This window comes from Corynebacterium sp. HMSC064E10 (assembly GCF_001812505.1).
Classification (GTDB): domain Bacteria; phylum Actinomycetota; class Actinomycetes; order Mycobacteriales; family Mycobacteriaceae; genus Corynebacterium; species Corynebacterium amycolatum.
Map to the genome: position 1 here is coordinate 360197 of NZ_KV809174.1, position 21699 is coordinate 381895.

Consider the following 21699-nt stretch of genomic DNA (forward strand, 5'->3'; position numbering starts at 1 on the left):
GACGCTGTGAAAAGCGTCGGATAGTACAAGGCTCGGACCTCACTCTTGTTAATTGAGTGAGGTCCGAGCCTTTTCTTTTGGTTGCGCCGGCTATGGTGGCAGCCTGCCGGGGCAGGATGGCAGCGCGGGGACCGTCGTAAAGCGAACTAGCGAACTAGAGCTCGACGGGGTAGTCGCGCTGCTCGATGTCCGGAGTGATGCGGTCTTCGATGAAGATGCCGTGCCAGACCATGAAGGCCAGGATGGTCCAGAGGCGGCGAGAGTGGTCGCGCTCGGTTGGGTGGTGCTCGGCGAGCATCTTGAGCACGGCGTCCTTATTAATGAACTCATCAGTCTGGGACTCGCGGATGATGTCCTCGGCCCAGCCGTGCAGTTCGTCGCCCGCCAGCCAGTGGCGAATCGGCACCGGGAAGCCCAGTTTGCGGCGGTTGAGAACGTGCTCCGGAACAATCTGCTCCATGGCGCGACGCAGTGCGTACTTAGTGGTGCCGTGAGAAACCCGCATGTCCACCGGCAGCGTCTGTGCAACGTCGAAGACCACACGGTCGAGGAACGGCACGCGCAGCTCCAGGGAGTTGGCCATGGTGATTTTGTCGGCCTTGACCAGAATGTCGCCACGCAACCAGGTGAACAGATCCAAGTGCTGCATCCGAGTCACCGGGTCCCAGCCTTCAGACTGCGCGTAAATCGGTGCCGTGACATCGCTGTGGTCCCATTCCTTCTTTGCCCATGGCAGGACTTCCTGCAGCTGCTCGAAGTTAAAGGAACGAGCATTGCCGTAGTAGCGCTGCTCCAGCGGAGTAGTGCCTCGCTGCAGCAGTGACTTGCCGCGCATGCCTTCTGGCAGAGCTTCGCCGACCTTAGCCAGGCCGCGCAGCAGGGGAGAGGGAACCTTGTCGAACGGTTTCAGCGACAGCGGCTCCTTATAAATGGTGTAACCACCAAAGAGCTCGTCTGCGCCCTCACCGGACAGTACGACCTTAACGTGCTTACGAGCCTCTGCGGCCACGAAGTACAGCGGTACCAGTGCAGGGTCAGCTACCGGGTCATCGAGGTACCACATAATCTTCGGAATCGCCCCGGCGAACTCCTCCGGCGAGACGACCTTCACAATGTGCTCGACGCCAATGGCGGCGGCGGACTCGGCAGCCACATCGACCTCGGAGAAGCCCTCGCGCTCGAAGCCGGTGGTAAACGTCAGCAGGTTCGGGTTGTGGCGCTTAGCCAAAGTTGCAATCGCCGTGGAGTCGATACCGCCCGACAGGAACGAGCCCACCGTGACGTCGGCACGCATATGCTTCTCGACGCTGTCCTCCAGTGCGCGGGCAATGCGGTCAAAAACATCCTGCTCAGCGCCCTTAGCTACTGGCTGAATCGGGAAACTCGGCTTGAAGTAGCGGGTCTGCTTAACTTCGCCGCCAGGCGTAACGACGGCTGTGCAGCCCGACTCCAAGCGGACAATTTCGGTGTGCAGCGACTCCGGTTCCGGCACATACTGCAGATCGACGTAGTGCTCCAGTGCGCGCTTATTCAGCTTCTTCGCATCGATGCCCATCTCCGGCGCAGCTTCGAGCAGGGACTTCTTCTCAGAACCGAAAATCGTGCCGCGCTCTGTGGTGGCGTAGTAGAGCGGCTTAATGCCGAACGGATCGCGCGCCAGGAAAAGCTTGCGTTCGACGCTGTCCCAGATAGCAATGCCGAACATACCGCGCAAGTGCTTTACGACGTCCGCTCCCCAGTGGTGGAACCCAACGACGATGGGTTCACCATCGCCGGAGGTATTAAAGGCATAGCCTTCCTTCTCCAGCTGCTCGCGAAGTTCGACGAAATTGTAGATTTCGCCGTTGAAGGTCATGGAGTAACGATTCGGCTGATTCTCTGGTCCCCACTGCAGTGGTTGGTGGCTGTGGGCAATATCAATAATGGATAGGCGGTTGAAGCCGAAAACTGCGTCCTCATCGTGCCACGTGCCTGCATCGTCAGGGCCGCGGTGCCGCATGCAGGGCAGAGCCCTTTCGACAACGGGAACGAGCTCCGCTGCGTCAGAGTTTGCAGTCAGGATTCCGAGAAGACCACACATGCTTCGTGCGCGCACCTTTCACTTAGTGTCACTTAGTGGATTTCGGCGGCTCCGTAGCCAACGACTCAGCGCGACTGGTTGTCGTCTGAGCCGGTGGCCGCGAAGGACCGCCGCGTGGCTGAGTAGTTGGGTTGAACCAAGATTTGGCTGGGCTAAACCCTATATTGGCGCCACATAGAAATGCTGCACCTACTTTAATGCCTTTTGAGTCAAAGAGAGAATGTCTGAGTCTGCCGTGTCTAGGGCTCGGGGCAAGGTTGTGCGGGACGGTGTGTGTGTCAGCGCGTGGCGCAAACACTAAAAAATTCATAGACTTGGGAGCGTCAACAGGGTGTAACTGGTGAGAATGCCACCCCCGATAGGCGGGTCTTTCTCAGTATTTTATTAGGGCAGATATACTCAAAGGCACCCCACAGCCATATTTATTGTGGAGAAAGCTTAAGAATCGACTACTCTGCTTGGGTAGGACGAAACCTTAATCGGTTATCGAAAATTGTGTGGATCAGGAAGGCAGACACACGTGAATCAGCGTAGAAAGTTCGGAGTCGCCCGTAAGCTCGGCGTCCTCGGCGTTGCCACCGGTAGCGCAGCCTTGCTTGCCGGCTGCGATGTTAATCCTCCGGAGAACGGCTTCTTCAAGCTGCTCCGCTTTGGTTGGCCGGAAGGTGTGACCCCGGAAGCACAGTCCATGGGTAACTTCTGGGTTTGGACCTGGGTTGCAGCTTGGATTATCGGCATCATCGTTTGGGGCGTTACCCTTTACTCGATGACAAACTTCACAGCTAAGAAGGCTGAGAAGAAGGGCAAGGGCGAGTTCCCGCGCCAGACTGCATACAACGTTCCGGTTGAGTTGTCTCTGACCATTCTCCCGATTCTGATTGTGATGACTCTGTTCTTCTTCACGGTTCAGACTCAGGACGAGGTCACTGCTCTGGATAAGGATCCAGAGGTCACCGTCGACGTCACCGGTTTCCAGTGGAACTGGAAGTTCGGTTACGCCAACATCTCCGCTGACCTGATGGGCGGCCAGGAGTACAACGGTCGTATTGAGAAGCCGGCTGATGAGCAGTTCTTCACCGAGGGCGGCCACGAGGTTCCGTCCGACGAAGATCGCGCAAAGCAGAAGGAGTACCCGGTTCACGGTCGCTCCAAGGAGAGCCTCGACTACCTGCACTACGACGAGATTGAGACCCTCGGTACCACCGAAGAGGTTCCGGTCCTCGTTGTTCCGGAAGACACTGCAATTCAGTTCGACCTCGCGTCCGCTGACGTGATTCACTCCTTCTGGGTTCCGGAGTTCCTCTTCAAGCGCGACGTGTTCCCGCACCCGGAGGCTAACAAGTCCAACCGTGTCTTCCAGATCGAAAAGATTGACTCGGACAAGATTGCCAACCGACCAGAGGACAACCCGAGCGACAAGGTCAAGAACGCATTCGTTGGCCGTTGTGCCGAGATGTGTGGTACCTACCACGCAATGATGAACTTCGAGATTCGTGCTGTCCCCCGTGAGGCATTCACCGAGTACATCAAGTTCCGCCAGGAGAACCCAGAAGCTACTAACGCTGATGCTCTGAAGCACATCGGTGAGCCGGCATTCGCAGTCTCCACTTCGCCGTTCAACTCCGGTCGTGTCGACACCCGCGACATGGGTGATCGTGGTGCTAACACCATTGACCTGAACGCGACCGCCAAGTAAACCCAGCAAGATTCTTACCTAAAGGAAGTTCTCAAATGAAGTCTGCAGCAAAGCTCTTCTACGGACTTACCGTGTTCCTGGGGTTCATGGCTGTCGTCTACATCTTCGGCACTCAGTACCTCCAGGACACCGGTAACGTCATCAACGAAAGCCAGGGTCGCCTCGAGTGGGCCGGCGCAACCGGCCTGGTCCTCGCAGCTCTGATGACTCTGATGCTCGGTGGATACTTCCACTTCACTGAGCGCCGTTCCGACATCACCCCGGCCGACTTCGAAGAGGCAGAGGTTGCCGACGGTGCTGGAACCCTCGGTTTCTTCTCCGCTAGCTCGATTTGGCCGTTCGTGATGACCATGGGCATCCTGCTCATGGGCTACGGCATCGCATTCATGGCCTACTGGCTGATTGTTCTTGGCGCGGTAATCCTGATCGTCGCCGGCACCAAGCTCAACACTCAGTACATCACTCCGCCGGAGAAGCACTAGTCCGAGTGCAAGCCGACTGAACCACAGTCGTAGATAACCGAAAAGTCTCTCCCACTAACAAGGGCGTTAGTGGGAGAGACTTTTTTGTTTTGCGATTCGGCATTAAGCGAACTCGACAGGTTTTTGCCCCTTAGGTAACTCGACGACTTCGCCGTCGGCCACCTGCAAATGACGCGCCTCGAGCGAGTTGATCATGCGGTGATCGTGGGTAATTACAATAATTGTGCCTTCAGCAGATGCAATAGCGTCCTGGACCTGCTCGATTAGATCCACACTCAGATGGTTAGTAGGTTCGTCGAGAAGCAAAATCTCTGGTGGATTGGCCACAACGAGCGCCAATGCCACTCGACGCTGCTGTCCGATGGACAGGTTACCTACAGGTCGATTGGCGTCCTCGGGGCTAAGCAACCCAAAGTCGTCGAGAGGCACGCGGGCATTGGGAGCAAGGTCGTACAACTCACGGGCGGACTTCTTTGGGGTTTCCCAGTCTTGTTCCTGAGCCAGCATGGCTACTCGACAGTTCTCGCCGATACGCACCTCGCCAGCTTGCGTCTCAACTTGCCCCATGATGGCCTTGAACAAAGTAGATTTTCCGGCCCCATTAGGGCCTGTGATAACGACCTTGTCTCCGGGACGAATAGTCAGTGAACCAACCCGAATTCGATCTGGGACGACCACACCGCGCATCTTGATGTGAAAATCCTCATCGCTTCCCGATGCAGCGCGCTTGGTCGGTAGGGGTGCGGTCAGCGGGGCATCAAAGCCCAGCAGAGCCGGCGGACGCTCCACACCTTCCTCAATGAGCTCATCCAGTCGCTGCTTAGCCGAACGCACGCGGCGCGCGATTTGTCGCTCTACACGACCGCCACGGCGGTCATAAGCCATCTTGTTGTTGTCCGTCATTGCTCGGCCCGGTGAGACCTCACGGGCGCCATTGTCGATGGTGTCTTCCAACCGATTGCGTTCGTGCTCCTCGGAGCGCCACTGGTGCTCCCATAGCTCACGCTGGTGGCGACGGTGCTTCGCGTAGTCGGAGTAATTGCCACGGAACAGCCCAATACCAGGGCGCCCCGGCACCAAGTCTCCAATTACAGTACAAACGGCATCCAGGAAGTCGCGGTCATGCGTTGCCACCACAACCACTCCAGGGTGGTTCTGAATGGTGTCAATCACGAGCTGGCGACCGCGTTCATCGAGATGGTTGGTGGGCTCGTCGAGAAGCAAAATCTCTGGCTTTCGAATGAGCGTAATCGCGAGCCCCAGCCGCGCCCGCTGCCCGCCGGAAATCTCCGTGGTTAGTTGCTCTACCAGGGGAACGCCGTCGGGAGCAGTGCCAGTCAGGCCGAGATGGTCGAGCACAATCTCCGCGTTATGTTCGGCGTTCCAGTCATCGTGAGCCATGACATCCGAGAAGACCTTCGAATACGCTTTCTCTGCCGCCTCAGACTCATCTGGGGTCTCTGCTAAGGACATCGCCTCAGCTGCCTCTTCCAACTCCGCTAGACGACGTTTCGAGGGGCCGAGAGCCTCATCGATAAGCATTTGCACCGTGGAGTCGAAAGGCGCTTCTAACTCCTGAGAGCCGAGCACACGCGTGCCAATATGAGTCACCGTACCGCTCGTGGGTCGACGACGACCCGACAGCAGCCAAAGAAGAGTGGATTTGCCGGCTCCGTTGTCTCCGACCAATCCGAGGACATCGCCGTCGGAAAGCGTGAGCGAGACATCGCGCAGAACAGGCGTGGCCTCGTAGTCGAAGTTGACACCGTTGGCTACAAGCTGTGTGGCGTTGTTCGAAAGGTCGGTGGTGGGGGAGTGACTGGTAGACATATGTCCATTTTAGTACTGGTAAACAGCAGATTTGGTATCTGACATATGTGGGAGTCAAGGCGAGCTCGAAAGAATCTGGGGAACAAAAAACCACCCCGGTCGACATCCGAAGTGGATGCGGACCGGGATGGTCTTATTTGAGCGCAGTAGAAAATCTACCGCGGAGTTTTAGTGCTCGAGCTGGCGACGCTCTTCAGCGTTCTGAGCTTCGAGGTCACGGAACATCTGAGCCTGCTGCTCGTGGTTCTCGTGCTCGATACGAGCTGCCTCTTCGGCGATCTCCGGGGAGTCCGGGCTGAAGAAGCTACCGCGACCCGGGTTACCAGCGGCGCCCAGTTCGTTCATGGTCTTCGGGACGTAAGCTCCCTGGTACTCGAGCGGAACGGCGTGGCCGTGCTCGTCGACCGGGCCTAGCGGCTGGTGGACCTCGATGAAGGAGCCATCAGGCAGCTGGTTGATGATGCCCGTCTCAATGCCATGCTCCAGGACAGCGCGGTCAGAGCGCTGCAGGCCGATGCAGATTCGGTAAGTGACGAAGTAAGCGATCGGCGGCAGGATAATCAGACCGATACGACCAACCCAGGTCATCACGTTCAGCGAGATCTGGAAGTGGTATGCAATCAGGTCGTTACCACCGGACAGAGTCAGCAGGGTGTAGAAGACCAGAGCCATGGCACCCAGGCCGGAGCGAACCGGCACGTCGCGCGGACGCTGCAGCAGGTTGTGGTGGGCGTTGTCGCCGGTGATCTTCGCCTCGATGAACGGGTAGGCGAAGAGCAGGACGACCAAAATACCACAGAGCAGGGCGACCCAGAAGACTGCCGGGATCGTGTAGGAGCCCAGGTAGAGCTCCCACGGCGGCATGACACGGGCAGCACCGTCAGTCCACAGCATGTAGATATCCGGCTGGGAACCGGCGGAAACCTGCGCTGGGTTGTACGGTCCAAGGTTCCAAATTGCGTTGATCTGGAAGATACCAGCGAACAGCGCCAGGAAGCCGAAGGTAATCAGACCGAAGGAAACGGACTTGACCGCGAAGATCGGGAGGATACGAACGCCGACGACGTTGTTCTCGGTACGACCTGCGCCGGGGAACTGGGTGTGCTTCTGGTACCAGACCAGAGCCAGGTGAGCGGCGATCAGGCCCAGCAGCAGAGCAGGGAGAATCAGCACGTGTGCAATGTACAGGCGTGGGATGATCATGTCACCCGGGAAGTCGCCGTTGAACATCATCCAGTGCAGCCAGGTGCCGATAATCGGCAGACCGATGATGATTGCGGACATAATACGCAGACCAACACCGGAAAGCAGGTCGTCCGGCAGGGAGTAACCCATGAAGCCCTCTGCCACGGACAGCAGCAGGAGGATGGAACCGATGACCCAGTTAGCTTCACGCGGCTTGCGGAATGCGCCGGTGAAGAAGATGCGGAACATGTGCGCCATGATGGACACGGCGAACAGAAGAGCACCCCAGTGGTGGATCTGGCGAATGAACAGACCACCGCGAACCTCGAAGGAGATCTGCAGGGCGGTCTCGTAGGCGCGAGACATCTCGACACCGTTGAGTGGCGCGTAGGCACCGTCGTAAATGACCTTCGACATCGACGGGTCGAAGAACAGAGTCAGGTAAACACCCGAGAAGAGCAGGACTACGAAGGAGTAGAGTGCAATCTCACCCAGCAGGAAGGACCAGTGGGTAGGGAATACCTTATTGAGCTGCTTACGCATGCCGCCAGACAGGGTGTAGCGGTCATCCATATTCTTAGCAGCGGTTGCTAGTTTCGTTGGATTACTCATGATTGACGCTCCCAGAATGCCGGACCGACGGGCTCAACGAAGTTGCCCTCTGCGTACATGTAGCCTTCTTCATCAACGCTGATCGGCAGCTGCGGAAGAGCGCGAGCAGCTGGACCGAAGACCGGCTTGCCGTAGTGCAGTGCATCGAACTGCGACTGGTGGCATGGGCAGAGAATACGGTTCGTCTGCTGTTCGTACAGAGAAGTCGGGCAACCAATGTGTGTACAAATCTTCGAGTAGGCGAAGTAGTCGCCGTAGTGGAAGTCTTCCTGATCCTTGCGCAGAATTGCCTTTTCAGCGTCCTGGGAACGCAGACGAATCAGCATGACCGAGTTGCGGGAGCCGTGAATCGAGTGCATGTGTGCCTCGTAGACATCGGCATCCTTGGAGTACTTGTCGCCGTCGTTGACGTCCTCTTCCGGAAGCGGGAAGACAGTCTCCATAGAACCTGCGGACAGATCCTCTGGGCGGAGGCGAACCAGGCGGGAAACGCCCTTGGTGGTGTAGCCGTGTGCACCCTCTTCAGCGATAGCACCGGTGTCGCGGCCCAGGTAAACCTTGTGGCCCTGCTCGACAAGAGTCCAACCGGTGGTCCACAGAGTTCCGTCACCAGTGACGTCAACGTCGTGGCGTGGCTTCCACGGGTTCTTAATCATGCCGCCAAGCGGAAGAATCATGCCGATACCAGCCAGGACGGCACCGGTACCAAGGAGACCCTTGATGGCGGAGCGACGGCCCAGGGTGGAAGTCTGCCAAGAATCGTTCAGCAGGGCAACGATGGTCTTCTGGTCGACCTCTTCGGACGGACCATCGTGGCGGCGCTGAACCGAAATCTCTTCCGGGATGAAGCGCTTGGTGAACTTAACTGCACCAATACCCAGGGTGACGATACAGCCACCGATGGTGATACCCAGCAGCGGGGTGTACATGGTGTACAGCCACAGCCCCTCTTCGCCGTGACCCTTGTAGTGCCACGGGTAGAACAGGTAGATGGCGATGAATGCCAGGCCAAGAATGACCGACAGAGCCAGCCAGATGGCGACGCCACGGGCCGCGCGCTTTTCAGCCGGGTCGTTGGCAATCGGGAAGCGTTCCTTGCGGTAGGCAATGGTCACGTCGTCGAGTTCAGCGCCCAGACGAGCGAGATCCGCATTGCTCATCTTTGACAGCTCTTCGGAGCTGTACTTCTTGTTTTCGTTATTACTCATCGGCGGGATCCAATCCAAAGAGCGGCCGCTACGAGAGCGACGATGCCTACAATCCACATGACAAGGCCTTCAGCAACCGGGCCGATGCCACCAATACCCCAACCACCCTGGGTCGGAGTTTCCTTGGAGTTCTTGATGTAGGCGATGATGTCCTTCTTCTCGTCAGCAGATAGCTGGCGGTCAGAGAACTTCGGCATGTTCTGCGGGCCGGTCAGCATGGCCTGGTAAATTTCCTGCTCATTTGCAGGATCCAGGACTGGTGCGTACTTACCGCTGGACAGTGCACCGCCACGACCGGTGAAGTTGTGGCAGGATGCACAGTTCAGGCGGAACAGTTCGGAACCGCGAGCAACGTCAGCCTGGTCAAGCTCACCGTTCGGGCCGGCGTTCTTACCGCGCAGCGACTCCATAGCAATGGAGCCGTCTTCGTCGCGGACAATGCCTGCGCCGCCACCATTAGCCCGGACGTAGGCTGCGATAGCCAGCGTCTGCTCTTCGGAGTAACGCGGGGTCTTACGTGCTGCCTGAGCCTCATTGCGAAGCATCGGCATACGACCGGAGTGAACCTGGAAGTAAACCGAACCCTCGCCGACGCCAATCAGTGACTTACCGCGGTCCTTAACGCCCTGGAGGTTGGCGCCGTGGCAAGTAATACAAGCAACGTCATAAAGCTCCTTACCCTGCTGAATGATTGCGGCTTCATCCTGCTGAGCAGTAGCCGTCTGTGCATCAGGGGTCAGAGCATTAGCGAGGAAGCCCGCGCCGGTGAGGGCGAGAGCCATAGCCATAATGCCGGAGGCAGTACGGCGCATCTTGCGGCGGCCCTTTGACTTCGGGGCCGCAGCCAAGGACGTGGTGTCCTTGGTTTCGGAGGTAGTGTTTTCCATCTTTTTCCCTTTAAGACTGTTCGTGGAAAGTGGATGGGCTGTAGGCCGTACTAAACAAAGAACGGCCAATACGGCCTACTGGATGAAGTAGATGGTGATGAACAGGCCAATCCACACGACGTCGACGAAGTGCCAGTAGTACGAGACCACAATGGCAGCAGTGGCCTGTGCCGGGGTGAACTTCGCCTTGGAGGTACGGATCAGCACCACAACGAAAGCCAGCACACCCGCGAGAACGTGGGCTGCGTGGAATCCGGTGGTGATGAAGAAGACCGAACCGTAAATGGAGTTCTGAATGGTCAGACCGTGGCTAACCAGGGTGAAGTACTCGTAAGCCTGGCCAACGAGGAAGATTGCACCCAGGGCGGTAGACAGTGCGTACCACTTACGGAGTGCGAAAACGTCGCCACGCTCGGCCGCGAACACGCCCCACTGGGCAGTGAACGAAGACGACACTAGGATCACGGTGATCACTAGTGCGTACGGGACGTTGAGGTGGCCGGTACCCCAATCCCACGAATCGCCCTGGCCGTTCGCGCGTGACACGAAGTACATCGCGAACAGACCGGCGAAGAACATTAATTCCTGAGACAGGAACACAATCGTGCCGACACTGACCATATTCGGTCGGTTCAGTGTCGCAGCACGACGTGGTGCTGTCATACCTTGATTTTCAACTGCGCTCGTCACATCTAACAGTATGTACTGTTCTTAAGGAGTAGTCACGTTGCAACCCCCATTTTTGTATATAAATTCCTAAAATCCCAGGTCGCAAGGAAAGGTTTCTGAGAATTTCACTAATTTTTCCCCCTGTTGGGAACTTTCCAGTGTCTTTATCCGACGCGGGTGAATTCGAGGGTTTTGTTGTGCCGCGGTGCGCGGAGTCCATCCCCCTGGACTGCCAGGTTCACCTTCGGCGAACCTGGGTTAGCGATACTGCGGCATCGGCTGTCGGTTAGTTTATCGCAGGTTCGGCTCTATTTAATATCGTATTTTTCCAGTTGCCCCAATGGGGGTGAGATTTTCGGCGAACGCAAAAGGCGGACCTGGTGATGCGCTGGATATATGGGGGAGGTATCTTGTCTTATTACGTACATCACGGTGGGATTTTCCAGAAAGCCCCGTGATGTGGTGCATCTGGTGGGCGGAATAACCAGCAGCACCTAGGTGCATTTGTATTAATAAAGTACGAGTACAGACTTGACTATCTAGTGGAAGGGAGTGGCGATGAGCGAGATCGGCGATAAGAGGGCGGTCGAAAACTGGCGCCATGTTCTTTCCACGATTGGCGCTGGCCGCGAAGTTTCCGGTGAGGGCATTCGATTCGCCATGGATCAGATCATGTCAGGTGCTTCCGGAGACATCCAGACCGCAACGTTTGCTTTCGGTCTCCTCGCCAAGGGGATTACGGCTGCCGAGCTCGATGCTGCGGCTGAGGGCATGCTTTCGTTTGCCCGCCCAGTTCATGATCCACAGCTCGCCGGTGTTATTGAGCGCGGTGCAGTCGATATCGTCGGCACCGGTGGTGATGGCGCAAATACCGTCAACATCTCCACGATGTCCATGATTGTTATCGCGGCCAGTGGTGTGCCGGTGCTCAAGCACGGTAACCGCGCGGCTTCCTCGAAGTCGGGCGGAGCTGACATGCTAGAGGCCTTTGGCATCGACATTGAGAACGGTCTCGTTACTTCTCCGGAACATCCGGACTTCTACGTGCGCTTCCTCTTTGCCGCTCGCTTTCATCCGGCCATGCGTTTCGCTGGACCGGTGCGTAAGGAGCTAGCGGTTCCGACAGTCTTCAACCTGTTGGGGCCGCTGACGAATCCAGCACGCCCGCAGGCAAGCTTGATTGGCTGTGCCTTCGAAGATCAGATGGAGACGATGGCGGACACCTTCGCCCGCCGTGGTCAGCGCGCGTTGGTGGTACGCGGAAGCGATGGTCTCGACGAGATTACTGTTACTGGCCCCACCAAGGTCTTTATTGTGGAAAACGGTGAAGTTGCCGAAGATGTCATCGATCCACATGACTATGGCATGGAGTACTCCGAAATTGACGCGCTGCGTGGCGGTGACCCCGCGTACAACGCTGATGTTGCACGTCGCATTTGGGCTGGCGAACTCGAAGGTTCGATTCGCGATGCAGTCATCCTTAACTCCGCCGCCGCAATCGCCATTTCGCGTGGTCTGGGTGGCCGTCCGCTAAAGGAAGCTATGGCCGACTCCATTGAAGAGGTCAAGGAAACGCTCCAGTCGGGGCTGTGCCTGGACATCGTTACCGCGGCGATGAAGGGTTAAGGTTCGCGTCGCGCTTCACGACGTGCTTGCTGCGCGTCAATTGCCCACTGAAGGTATTTTCCTGCGCCCAACCTGGGGTAGGAAAACTCGCCTCCGGTGGGCTTTATTCGTACCTCCGGGCGCTGCAGCCATTTCCAGACAATACTGAGTTCATCAATTGATGCTCCTTTATATAAGGAGTCATCTGGAGTGACTGTTTGGGCTGAACTCTCCATGAGGTCGATGATGTAGCTCATATCCGCGCCACGCGGTGCGGTGCTGGCGCCGGCCAGCCTGCCATAGCGAATTTCCGCTAGGTGCCAGCCACCATTGCCATCGGGGAAAGCGGCTTGCAGAGATGGGATGGCGGCAAGCATGCTCAGGCGCTGCTGCTTATCCAAGCTGATAATGAACTCCGCAGTGCGGTCACGCTGCACTGCCGCGCGTTGGAAGCGGTGTGCTTTGGCAAGTGCTGATATCTCAGCAATCATGTCTGCGATCTCGTCTGCGCCGGTGGTGGAGATCTGGGCGGTTGTTATCGCAAAGTCGTCGTTAAGTGCGGAGAACCTGTCGCGGATGGCAGTAGCGGTGTCGCGCGTGCGGAAAGGACCTAGGCTGCGGGCGTCGGTGACTGTTCGGCTAATCTTGGCAGGCCGACCGGGGCTAGCGGGGATGATGTACCAGCCGCGGGTCGGTTCGGTACGTTGTCGGTTGTAGGGCGGACGGAGTGCAGAGATCAGACGAGCCTCGCGGATTTCTGCTGCGAAGCCGTGCGGGCATTCGATGATTTCGACGCGTTCGGCTAGAGAGACCATTTCCGTAATCTTGCGACGAGAATCAGTGCCGTTGAAATACTGCAGAAGTCTACGTCGCAAATCGAGAGCTGTACCTATATATAAGGGGTCGTCATTTCTTGACCGAAAAACATAGACACCAGGGGTGTGCGGAGCTCGATCGGCAAGATGCCGTTTAGCACGAACCTCCGGAGCGACGGTCGGCGAGTAATGCACTAGCTCGGACGCTGTTTGTACTTCATCGCCGACTAGTCTCTCCATGAGGTAGTGAAGGACGTCGACGGTTGCGATTGCGTCGTCAAGCGCCCGGTGGGTGGGGCGATTCGGAGAACCGACGTACCGTGCGAGCTGTGAGAGCTTGAAACTGCCAACTTGTGAGCGGTCAAGGACGCGACGCGCCAACGTGAGAGTGTCTACGACGCTGGGGCTTGGCCAATCTAGGCCCAAATCTGTGCAAGCCTGGCGGAGGAATCCAATATCGAACTTGGCATTATGCGCAACCCAGACGCTTCCCCGGGCAAATTCGAGGAACTGAGTAATAACTGTGCCGAGCTGTGGGGCAGTTTCAACATCGGCGGTAGTGATGCCGGTGAGAGATGTGATGTGGTCGGGAATCTCCATGCCGGGGTCGATGAAGCTGGAAAAGGTGCCAATTGTCTTGCCGCCACGGGTTTTGATGGCCCCAATTTCAATGATGTGGTCGTTCTTGGCCTTTAGTCCAGTCGTTTCTAGGTCTACGACGACAAAGGTGGTGTTGAAAAGAGAATCATCGACGGAGCCTTCGAGAGGGAAGTGCTGTTGTCCTGAATTCACGTCAATAATCCTATTCTGAGCGCTCCTAGTAGTGTTAAAACTGTGAAACTTGAGCAAATTGAGCTGCTACAAGCTGGAGTGTGACATAAAACACGTTTTGAGTCCGCGATAAAAATGTTCCGACCTTAAGGCGTTAAGTGTAAAGTTCTCGGCGGACTTCAAAATGCCAGGTAGTGACACGTTTATCAAACTGTTATTATTCCGCAATAGGGGGAGTGTCTAGTTGTAACAGCTTGGTAACGGTTTAGTTCTATCGATGGTAACAACCGGGCCTTGAGCGGTTTTCTTGGCAAGTGGCTAGACAAAACTTGATGCCATTTCGTAACCTTATCGAGACATTGAAACGGGGCCACTGAGTTGGTGCCGGTCATTGATAAGAAAACACAGAGCCTTATCGAAGGTCCTGAGGGGCTAGGTAGTGAGAACCTCAGGGGATTCGAGCCGGGGACCCACCTCGAACCATGGGGTGAATCCCAAAGGGAAATCCCGGAGGGTAGGAAGTCTTCCATTCTTCCGAACCCGTCAGCTAACCCGGTCGGCTAAACAGGAAGATTTTGGAGTTTCAAAACAATGGGCAAGCACCACCGCCGTTCTAACTTTGCACGCAACGCAGTCGCATTTGGCGCAACCGTCGCCGGCGTTACCGCTCTCGCAGTTCCGACCGCTAACGCTAACCCGCTGAACGACATCCAGGGCGCACTGAACGGCTTCGATACCCCGCAGGTTGCAGGTCTGCAGGATGTTGTTGGCAAGTTCAGTGATGTCGCAGGTGAGGTTACCTCCGGCAGCGTTGCAAACGTTGCAGCACCGTCCACTGGTTCGGCTATCGTCTCCGCCGCACGTTCCAAGATCGGTTCCCCGTACGTGTGGGGTGCCACCGGTCCGAACTCTTTCGACTGCTCCGGTCTGACCTCCTGGGCATACCAGCAGGTCGGTAAGTCGATCCCGCGCACCTCCCAGGCGCAGGCTTCCCAGGGCACCGCGGTCTCCAGCCCGGCACTGGGTGACATCGTTTCCTTCTACTCTGGCGCTACCCACGTCGGCATCTTCTCCGGTAACGGCAATGTGATTCACGCTCCGCAGTCCGGCGATGTCGTCAAGGAAGCTCCGATGAACTACATGCCGGTTCACAACTTCGTCCGCTTCTAATCTGTTTGAACGGATGACAAACTGCGGGGCTTAGATGCCCCGCAGAGCCTTGGCTCTTTTTTAATGAGGGGGCACTGAGGCGAGCGCCCGGGTGCTGACGCTATGTGCGTCGTAAAGCACTATGGGGGGCGCTCGCCTCATTTTTGTTTTTGCCCTGTGGTTACGCAATGCGTGGAGTCGAAGGGCTATCCTGATTACTCCCTTTGGATACCCCTTTGTGCTGGCGGTTTGTCGGTGTGTTGTTCCGCGGCAAGGCTGCTACAATTTGCTCGAATGCGTCAAGTGGTTTGATGTTTTGTTTTTCGGGGAAGAAATTTGAATACACAATTTGAAAAGGGTTTGGATTTGTCGCGTCACCGTGCCTCTCGCCGTCGCCACAACTCTCGTCGCGGTGTAGTCGGGCTGACGGTCGTGGCTGGGCTAACCTTTGGCTCCGTAGGTTTGGCGCCGATTGCGTCTGCGCAGGATGAACAGCCAGCCCCGGATCTGGCTACTGCAGACGCCATTATTGCAGAGCTGGAGAAGATTTCTCGGGATACCGAAGCGATTTCGGAGGAAGTTACCGAGCTGGATTCTCAGGTTCAGGCCAAGGAAGAGGAACTCCGGCACGCCGAGGGGGAGCTGAAGCGCTCTGAGGATCAGGTTCTCCGAGCACAGGATGACCTCAAGGCGCTCTCTGGCGAGATTTCCTACTTCGCGAAGAAGCGGATGCGTGGTGAAATCGTCGACCCGTTGTCGGCCGCACTGGGATCTGCCAGTGCTCAGGACGCTATCGACCGTACCGGCTACATCAATAAGATGTTCCGCGACAACGATGAAGTCGTCAGCCGTGCGGTGCAAGCCCGTAAGGATGCCGAGGAGGGTAAGGCCAATGCGCTGCGTCTGCAGGGAGATATCCGCAAGCAGCTCGATGGTCTGGCTAAGCGTCGCGATGATTTGGACAAGCGCAGCGCTGAATTTGATGAGCGCGCCGAGCATGTCAAGTCCATGGTTGATGCGCTGAGCCCCGAACAGCGGGAAATCTGGATTTCCAAGAACAACCCAATTACCGAAGGGCTGGATAAACTGCTCGGATCTTCCGCCGCAGTTGATGCCGCGATGTCGAAGCTGGGTTCCCCGTACTCGTGGGGAGCTGCTGGTCCCTCCGCATTCGACTGTTCCGGTCTGATGTACTGGGCGTACCAGCAGATTGGTAAGTCCATTCCGCGTACTTCGCAGGCACAGCTCGCCGGTGGCACCCCGGTAAGCCGTGACCAGCTGCAGCCAGGTGACATCATCGGTTACTACCCGGGCATTACCCACGTAGGCATGTACATCGGCAATGGTCAGATTGTCCATGCTTCCGACTACGGCATTCCGGTCCAGGTCGTTTCTATCGACCAGGGCGGCCCGTACCAAGGCGCTGTCCGCTTCTAACTAGCGGCAGGTGACTTCGCGTCTTTTTAGTCAAGGTAGATAAACTCGACTCCATGTCTGCGCGCGTACTGCTCATTACGAATGACTTCCCGCCTCGCGATGGTGGAATCGAGTCCTACCTGCGCGATTTCTGTGCTCGTTTGGATCCAGAGAACCTCGTAGTCCTCGCATCCTCGCGAGCTTCCAAAGAAAAGCTCCGCGCCTACGACGAGTCGCTACCGTACCGTGTTTACCGCATGCGTGATTCCGTGCTGCTGCCACTGCCGCACGTAGCTCGTCGTGCCGCTCAGATCATTCGCGCCGAACGCATTGACACCGTCTGGTTTGGTGCCGCCGCGCCACTTGGGTTGCTTGCCGACGCATGTCGTCGCGCAGGTGCTACCCGCATCGTTGCTACCACTCACGGACATGAAGTGGGCTGGTCGATGCTGCCATTGGCCCGCCAGATGCTGGGGCGAATTGGTAAGAACTCCGATGTTGTGACCTATATTTCCCGCTACACCCGTGGTCGTTTTGCGACAGCCTTTGGCCCGCAAACAGCGTTTGAACACCTGCCTTCTGGTGTCGATATCGAGAGGTTTTCCCCGGACCCCGAGGCGGGACAGAAGATCCGGCAGCACCACGGAATTGGTGAGTCCCAGCCGCTTATCGTCTGTATTTCTCGGCTAGTGCGCCGCAAAGGGCAAGATATGCTGATTCGCAGCATGCCTAAGGTTCTTGAGCAGCACCCAGGTGCCAGATTGCTGATTGTGGGCGTCGGTCCGTTGAATCGAGAGTTGGAAAAGCTGGCAGCAAAGCTTGGGGTCTCCGAGCAGGTCATTTTTGCCGGCAAGGTCTCCTATGATGATCTCCCCGCCTATTACAATGCAGCCAGCGTTTTCGCCATGCCCGCCCGAACCCGAGGCCGTGGCCTCGATGTAGAAGGCCTCGGCATTGTCTACTTGGAAGCACAGGCCTGCGGTGTCCCTGTCATAGCCGGCAAGTCTGGTGGCGCCCCGGAGACAGTTATCGATGGTGAAACTGGCATCGTTGTCGACGGGGTCTCGCAGCGCAGCGTCGCCACCGGACTGGTTGAAATTTTGGATGATCCGGAGCGCGCGGCGGCGATGGGAGCCTGTGGTCGGGAGCATGTTGTGCAGTCGTGGACCTGGGAGGTCATGGCTGCTCGGGCTCGCCGAATTCTCCGAACCTGCGCAATCCCTTTATAATCAACTGTTATGTCCACCGATATTCCGATTCATCCGAGCTCAGACGAGTCCGCCGCCGCTGATTGCCCGGCTATCGGTTTTGATATTGGTGGAACAAACCTGCGCGCTGCAGTTATCAGCGCTGATGGGCAGGTGTTGTATCGAGTTCAGACTAGTTCTGACGGCAGTGTGGATGCCATTGAACGTGGCATTGTTCAGACATCCGAGCGCTTGGTTGAACGTTTTCCAGATGTCAGCGCCATCGGTTTAGCTGTAGCTGGTTTTTTGGATTCTGACCGCCAGACGGTTCGGTTCGCCCCGCATCTGCCGTGGCGCGATGCGAATGTCGTCAAGCGTTTATCCTTGCTTCTCCCGTGCCCTCTGCAGCTTGAGCACGATGCCAACTCGGCTGCCTGGGGCGAGTATCGCTTTGGTGCAGCTCGCGGTGCGGATAATTGGGTGCTGTTTGCGCTGGGTACGGGAATCGGTGGCGCGATGATGCGGGGTGGTGAGATTTACCGGGGCGCGTACGGCACGGCGCCGGAATTCGGCCACCTCACCGTTGTGCCGGAGGGTCGTCCCTGCTCCTGCGGAAAGCGTGGTTGCTTGGAGCGTTACTGCTCGGGTACGGCGCTGGTTACCACAGCTCAGGAGCTCTCTGAATCCGGCCGCTACTTCTCGCGGCTTACCGACGGGCTCGTGGCCGGCTCGGTAACTGGTACCGATGTCGTCTCGGCTGCTAGGCAGGGGGATGAATTGGCTCTGGCTGCGATTGATGACTTTGCTACCTGGCTCGGGCGTGGTCTGTCGATGGTGGGCGATGTCTTTGATCCGGAATTGATTGTCATCGGTGGCGGTGTTGCCTCGGCGTCTGATTTATACCTGGACAAGGCCAAGGCCGAGTTTGCCCGCAATCTCACCGGTGCTGGCTATCGTCCGGTAGCGGATGTGCGGGTCGCTGAACTGGGTGCCGATGCCGGGTTGATTGGTGCAGCGGATATTGCGCGCAGCGTCGTGGCTGCCGAGGGTGCGGCATCGTCGTAAAGCGTCAATTGGGGGATTGTAGGGGAATTCGCCCGCGAAAAGGTGGGGAATGGCTGCGGAGATGGGTCGCCGGGCCACGTGAACCTGTATAGTTTTAAACTGTGAATAATCGCTGGTACAAGTTCTTTAAGTACATCCTCATTGGCCCTTGGCTGCGGATTTATAATCGCCCGTATTACATCGGTGGTGAGAAGATTCCTCAGGAAGGTCCAGCGCTGATGGCGTCGAACCACCTTGCTGTGATGGATCACTTTTTCTTCCCACTGGTCTGCCGCCGTCAGCTGACGTTCCTGGCGAAGGCAGAGTACTTCACCACGCCGGGCTTTGTCGGCGGTATTCAGAAGTTCTTCTTCTCCTCGGTGGGGCAGGTGCCGATTGACCGTACCTCTGGTGATGCAGCCCGCGATGCGCTGAATGCAGGCTTGAAGGTGCTGTCACGCGGTGATCTGCTGGGCATTTCTTTGGAGGGCACTCGTAGTCCGGATGGTCGACTGTACCGCGGGAAAACCGGTGCGGCACGTGTAGCACTGGAGGCCGGTGTGCCGGTGTTCCCAATGGCGATGATTGATACGGAGAAGGCCAACCCGATTGGCTCGTGGATTCCTCGTCCGGGGAAGGTGGGCACGATTATCGGCGATCCGATTGATCCGTCGGAGTACAAAGCCAAGTACAGCGATGAGTATGAAGCGGCCAGGGCACTGACGGATGACCTGATTAAGGAAATTCAGAAGCTTTCGGGTCAGGAATATGTCGATGCCTATGCGACTGATGTGAAGAAGTCCTTGGAGGCCGGCAACGGCTATCCAGCGGGAACCGAGCCGGGGGGAGAGCTGACTTTTCCGGCTCCGGGGCCGAAGCCGACCCCTCGTCGCTGGTTCCGACGCGCTCGCTAGAATAATAAGGCGCAGATAGTTTTCGCGACAGTGGGGCTGCACACTTCCTAAGGCGATTCGGTGCATGGGGAAGATTTGCTCGGTAGGGCTCCGCGGTCTTTTGGTCGCGAGGTAGCCGACGCGAGGCCGAGGCTGGAGAGGATTCCACACCGTGCGTTATTTTTATGACACCGAGTTTATTGAAGACGGCAAGACTATTGATCTTGTCTCCATCGGTGTCGTAGCTGAGGACGGCCGCGAGTACTACGCGGTGTCTACCGAGTTCAACGAGAGCAAGGCTGGGCCGTGGGTGCGGGCCAATGTGCTCAATCAGCTGCCCAATCCCTCATCTCCGCTGTGGAAGAACCGGGACACGATCCGCGAGGAACTGCTGGCATTTTTCACCGAACCCGGTACGGGCAGTCCAGAGCTGTGGGCCTGGGTAGGCGCCTACGACCATATTGCGTTGGTGCAGCTTTGGGGCGATATGACCAAGCTGCCGCAGTTCATGCCGCGCTATACCCGTGAACTCAAGCAGTACTGGGAGATGGCGGGCAAGCCACGGTTACCAAAACAGACTGCAGGTAAGCACGATGCGCTGGCAGATGCCCAGCACAATCTGCTGAAGTTTCAAAAGATTGCCCAGAAGTTGCCGCTTGATTAAGCAGCGGAATGCGAATATTTGGTGACCTGACTAACACCCTTCTGGCAGGGGCACTACAATGAACTTCTGTGAGTTGGACTATTGATCTCCCTGTAGATGACCTGCCCGATCTGCCACCGCTTCCCGGCGACATGGCTGAGCGCTTTGCTGATGTCGTATCCCGCCAAGCCCTACAGCAGCCAAGCTGGGATGCCCGCGCCGCTGCTAACGTGCGTCGCATTCTCGAATCGGTGCCTCCAATTGTGGTCGCGCCTGAGGTTCGTAAGCTTCGTCAGGAGCTTGCCGACGTCGCTAATGGTAAGGCCTTCCTGCTGCAGGGCGGTGATTGTGCGGAGACCTTTGAGTCCAATACTGAGCCGCACATTCGCGCCAATGTGAAGACCTTGCTGCAGATGGCCGTTGTGCTGACCTACGGCGCATCCACCCCGGTTGTAAAGATGGCTCGTATCGCTGGTCAGTACGCTAAGCCGCGCTCGAAGGACATCGACGGCGACGGCTTGCTTAGCTACCGCGGCGACATGGTCAACGGCGTTGAGCCGACTGAAGAAGCTCGAGTTCACGACCCAGCTCGAATGGTGCGTGCTTACGCCAATGCTTCTGCGGCGATGAACCTGGTACGTGCACTGACAGGTTCGGGCACCGCTGACCTGCATCGTCTGCACGAGTGGAACCGTGAGTTCGTCAGCAACTCGCCGGCTGGTGCCCGCTACGAGGACCTGGCACGCGAGATTGATCACGCACTGCGGTTCATGGCTGCCTGTGGTGTTGCGGACTCGAACCTGCAGACCGCGCAAATTTACTGCTCGCATGAGGCACTGGTTGTTGACTACGAGCGCGCTATGCTGCGCCTGTCTGAAAACGATGGCAATCAGGAGCTGTTCAACCTCTCCGCGCATCAGCTGTGGATTGGTGAGCGCACCCGTGGTATTGAGGACTTCCACATCAACCTGGCTGCCATGATTGGCAACCCCGTCGGTGTGAAGATTGGCCCGACCACCACGCCGGAGGAGGCTGTCGCTTACGCCGACAAGCTCGACCCGTTCTTCCAGCCTGGTCGCCTGACCCTGACTTCGCGTCTGGGCAATGACAAGGTTCGCTCCGTGCTGCCTCCCATCGTTGAGGCTGTGGAAGCTTCTGGTCATAAGGTCATTTGGCAGTGCGATCCGATGCACGGCAACACTTACTCGGCCTCTAATGGTTACAAGACCCGCCACTTCGACCGCATTGTCGACGAAGTTCAGGGCTTCTTCGAGGTGCACCGCTCGATCGGCTCGCACCCGGGTGGTATCCACGTGGAGCTGACCGGCGAAGATGTCACTGAGTGCCTCGGTGGCGCGCAGGACATTTCCGATGTCGATCTGCCAGGCCGTTACGCATCCGCCTGTGACCCGCGTTTGAACACTCAGCAGTCGCTGGAGCTGGCCTTCCTGGTTGCCGAGATGCTGCGCAACTAGTTGCAACCAGCTCAGCTAGGTACAACTAGCCCAGCTAGTGCAGCACCGCACT

Annotated in this window: 17 protein-coding genes and 1 riboswitch; of the genes, 10 read left to right on the forward strand and 7 right to left on the reverse strand. The window is 57.3% G+C overall.

Translation table 11 applies throughout. The features are described from left to right. Positions 1–154: 154 nt before the first annotated feature. Positions 155–2080 (reverse strand): asparagine synthase (glutamine-hydrolyzing), encoded by a 1926-nt coding sequence (gene asnB, locus HMPREF2860_RS09925; RefSeq protein WP_070628867.1) that lies wholly within the window; start codon positions 2078–2080, stop codon positions 155–157. A gap of 520 nt (positions 2081–2600) precedes the next feature. Here asnB and HMPREF2860_RS09930 point away from each other — a divergent pair. Both HMPREF2860_RS09930 and HMPREF2860_RS09935 read left to right on the forward strand, forming a co-directional pair. Beyond that, the gene (locus HMPREF2860_RS09930; RefSeq protein WP_038625873.1) at positions 2601–3776 is read left to right on the forward strand and encodes an aa3-type cytochrome oxidase subunit II; all 1176 of its coding nucleotides are present in this window, start codon (positions 2601–2603) and stop codon (positions 3774–3776) included. Between the two features lie 35 nt (positions 3777–3811). Beyond that, a complete protein-coding gene (locus HMPREF2860_RS09935) occupies positions 3812–4258 on the forward strand; it encodes an aa3-type cytochrome oxidase subunit IV (RefSeq protein ID WP_038625871.1) in 447 nt (148 codons plus the stop codon). 102 nt (positions 4259–4360) lie between these two features. Here the strand turns inward: HMPREF2860_RS09935 and HMPREF2860_RS09940 are convergent, their stop codons facing one another. From HMPREF2860_RS09940 to HMPREF2860_RS09960, 5 genes are all read right to left on the reverse strand, one after another. Continuing rightward, on the reverse strand, positions 4361–6088 hold the full coding sequence (locus HMPREF2860_RS09940) for an ABC-F family ATP-binding cassette domain-containing protein (protein ID WP_070628868.1): 1728 nt from the start codon (positions 6086–6088) through the stop codon (positions 4361–4363). A gap of 168 nt (positions 6089–6256) precedes the next feature. Then, positions 6257–7885, reverse strand: a complete 1629-nt coding sequence (locus tag HMPREF2860_RS09945) for a cytochrome bc1 complex cytochrome b subunit (RefSeq protein ID WP_038625867.1) — start codon at positions 7883–7885, stop codon at positions 6257–6259. Beyond that, positions 7882–9093, reverse strand: coding sequence for a cytochrome bc1 complex Rieske iron-sulfur subunit (locus HMPREF2860_RS09950; protein ID WP_038625865.1), 1212 nt, complete (start codon positions 9091–9093; stop codon positions 7882–7884). The genes HMPREF2860_RS09945 and HMPREF2860_RS09950 overlap by 4 nt, the downstream gene beginning before the upstream one ends. Next, complete coding sequence (locus HMPREF2860_RS09955) at positions 9090–9980, reverse strand: cytochrome bc1 complex diheme cytochrome c subunit (RefSeq protein ID WP_038625863.1); 891 nt, start codon at positions 9978–9980, stop codon at positions 9090–9092. The genes HMPREF2860_RS09950 and HMPREF2860_RS09955 overlap by 4 nt, the downstream gene beginning before the upstream one ends. Positions 9981–10055: 75 nt before the next feature. Continuing rightward, complete coding sequence (locus tag HMPREF2860_RS09960; protein ID WP_141737489.1) at positions 10056–10670, reverse strand: aa3-type cytochrome oxidase subunit III; 615 nt, start codon at positions 10668–10670, stop codon at positions 10056–10058. A gap of 537 nt (positions 10671–11207) precedes the next feature. On the opposite strand from HMPREF2860_RS09960, the gene trpD reads away from it, so the two are divergent. Then, the gene (gene trpD, locus HMPREF2860_RS09965) at positions 11208–12275 is read left to right on the forward strand and encodes an anthranilate phosphoribosyltransferase (RefSeq protein WP_052155533.1); all 1068 of its coding nucleotides are present in this window, start codon (positions 11208–11210) and stop codon (positions 12273–12275) included. Here trpD and HMPREF2860_RS09970 read toward each other — a convergent pair. Next, positions 12272–13861: a DEDD exonuclease domain-containing protein gene (locus tag HMPREF2860_RS09970; RefSeq protein WP_070628869.1), complete on the reverse strand. Its 1590-nt coding sequence runs from the start codon at positions 13859–13861 to the stop codon at positions 12272–12274. The genes trpD and HMPREF2860_RS09970 overlap by 4 nt on opposite strands. A gap of 413 nt (positions 13862–14274) precedes the next feature. Further along, a riboswitch (cyclic di-AMP (ydaO/yuaA leader) is annotated at positions 14275–14417 on the forward strand. A gap of 14 nt (positions 14418–14431) precedes the next feature. Between HMPREF2860_RS09970 and HMPREF2860_RS09975 the strand changes: the two genes are divergently transcribed. The 7 genes from HMPREF2860_RS09975 (at position 14432) to HMPREF2860_RS10005 (ending at position 21647) form a co-directional block, all read left to right on the forward strand. Next, complete coding sequence (locus HMPREF2860_RS09975) at positions 14432–15010, forward strand: C40 family peptidase (RefSeq protein ID WP_070628870.1); 579 nt, start codon at positions 14432–14434, stop codon at positions 15008–15010. A 345-nt stretch (positions 15011–15355) separates the two neighbouring features. Further along, positions 15356–16426 carry an NlpC/P60 family protein gene (locus HMPREF2860_RS09980; RefSeq protein WP_371440922.1) on the forward strand — a complete coding sequence of 357 codons (1071 nt, stop codon included), beginning with the start codon at positions 15356–15358 and terminating at the stop codon, positions 16424–16426. Positions 16427–16479: 53 nt separating this feature from the next. Further along, positions 16480–17634, forward strand: coding sequence for a glycosyltransferase family 4 protein (locus tag HMPREF2860_RS09985; protein WP_049182158.1), 1155 nt, complete (start codon positions 16480–16482; stop codon positions 17632–17634). Positions 17635–17643: 9 nt separating this feature from the next. Beyond that, positions 17644–18657: an ROK family glucokinase gene (locus HMPREF2860_RS09990; RefSeq protein WP_038625851.1), complete on the forward strand. Its 1014-nt coding sequence runs from the start codon at positions 17644–17646 to the stop codon at positions 18655–18657. A gap of 101 nt (positions 18658–18758) precedes the next feature. Continuing rightward, positions 18759–19550: a lysophospholipid acyltransferase family protein gene (locus HMPREF2860_RS09995; protein WP_070628872.1), complete on the forward strand. Its 792-nt coding sequence runs from the start codon at positions 18759–18761 to the stop codon at positions 19548–19550. Positions 19551–19701: 151 nt separating this feature from the next. Further along, positions 19702–20193, forward strand: coding sequence for a polyadenylate-specific 3'-exoribonuclease AS (locus HMPREF2860_RS10000; protein WP_016423018.1), 492 nt, complete (start codon positions 19702–19704; stop codon positions 20191–20193). 68 nt (positions 20194–20261) lie between these two features. Continuing rightward, complete coding sequence (locus tag HMPREF2860_RS10005) at positions 20262–21647, forward strand: class II 3-deoxy-7-phosphoheptulonate synthase (RefSeq protein WP_049182155.1); 1386 nt, start codon at positions 20262–20264, stop codon at positions 21645–21647. Positions 21648–21699 lie beyond the last annotated feature (52 nt).